Source organism: Ancylobacter vacuolatus (assembly GCF_030813595.1).
GTDB lineage: Bacteria > Pseudomonadota > Alphaproteobacteria > Rhizobiales > Xanthobacteraceae > Ancylobacter > Ancylobacter vacuolatus.
Map to the genome: position 1 here is coordinate 1 of NZ_JAUSUH010000026.1, position 1,565 is coordinate 1,565.

Sequence of the window (1,565 nt, forward strand, 5' to 3'; positions counted from 1 at the left end):
ATCAACGTCGTCTCCGAAACCATCACCACGCATGAATACGAGGCCAAGGTTCTCGCCAAGGCGTTCTCGGAGATCACCGGGATCAAGCTCACCCACGACCTCATCCAGGAAGGTGACGTGGTCGAGAAGATCCAGACCCAGATGCAGTCGGGCAAGAACATCTACGATGCGTGGGTGAACGATTCGGACCTCATCGGCACCCATTTCCGCTACAAGCAGGCCGTGCCGCTGACCGACTGGATGGTCGGCGAAGGCAAGGACGTGACCTCGCCCTCGCTCGACCTGCCGGACTTCATCGGCATCTCCTTCACCACCGCCCCGGACGGCAAGGTCTACCAGCTGCCCGACCAGCAGTTCGCGAACCTCTACTGGTTCCGCTATGACTGGTTCACCAACCCGGACATCAAGGCCAAGTTCAAGGCCAAGTACGGCTATGATCTGGGCGTGCCGGTGAACTGGTCGGCCTATGAGGACATCGCCGATTTCTTCACCAATGACGTGAAGGAAATCGACGGCGTCAAGGTCTATGGCAACATGGACTACGGCAAGAAGGACCCCTCGCTCGGCTGGCGCTTCACCGATGCGTGGCTCTCCATGGCCGGCAATGGCGATCGCGGCCTGCCTAATGGCAAGCCGGTCGACGAATGGGGCATCCGCATGGAAGGCTGCCGCCCCACCGGCTCGACCGTCGAGCGCGGCGGCGACACCAACGGCCCGGCGGCGGTCTATTCCATCGCCAAGTATATCGAGTGGCTGAAGAAATACACGCCGCCGCAGGCCGCCGGCATGACCTTCTCCGAGGCCGGCCCGGTCCCGGCGCAGGGCAATATCGCCCAGCAGATGTTCTGGTACACCGCCTTCACCGCCGACATGGTGAAGCCCGGCCTGCCGGTGATGAACGCCGATGGCACGCCGAAATGGCGCATGGCGCCTTCGCCCAAGGGTGCCTATTGGAAGGACGGCATGAAGCTCGGCTATCAGGACGTCGGTTCCTGGACCCTGCTGAAGTCGACCCCGGTCGATCGCCGCAAGGCGGCCTGGCTCTATGCCCAGTTCGTCACCTCCAAGACCGTTTCGCTGAAGAAGAGCCATGTCGGTCTCACCTTCATCCGCGAGAGCGACATCTGGGACAAGAGCTTCACCGAGCGCGCGCCCCAGCTCGGCGGCCTGATCGAGTTCTACCGCTCGCCGGCCCGCGTGCAGTGGTCGCCCACCGGCGCCAATGTGCCGGACTACCCCAAGCTCGCCCAGCTCTGGTGGCAGGCGATCGGTGACGCCTCCTCCGGCGCCAAGACCCCGCAGGCGGCGATGGACTCGCTGGCGCTCGCGCAGGAATCGGTGATGGAGCGCCTGGAGCGTTCCGGCGTGCAGGGCGAATGCGGCCCGAAGCTGAACGCCAAGCACCCGATGGAATACTGGGTCAAGCTGGCCAAGGAGACGGACAACCTCGCCCCGCAGCCCAAGCTCGCCAACGAGAAGCCGCAGGGCGAGACCGTCGACTACGACACGCTCATCGGCTCCTGGCCCGCCACCCCGCCGAAGAAAAACTGACGCGGGTCGGCTGA

Annotated in this window: 1 protein-coding gene; it reads left to right on the forward strand. The window is 64.0% G+C overall.

Translation table 11 applies throughout. The annotated features are described in order from the left end of the window. Positions 1-1,551, forward strand: a 1,551-nt coding sequence (locus tag J2S76_RS23140; protein WP_307064509.1) for an ABC transporter substrate-binding protein, incomplete at its 5' end; no start/stop codon positions are given. Between the last annotated feature and the right edge of the window lie 14 nt (positions 1,552-1,565).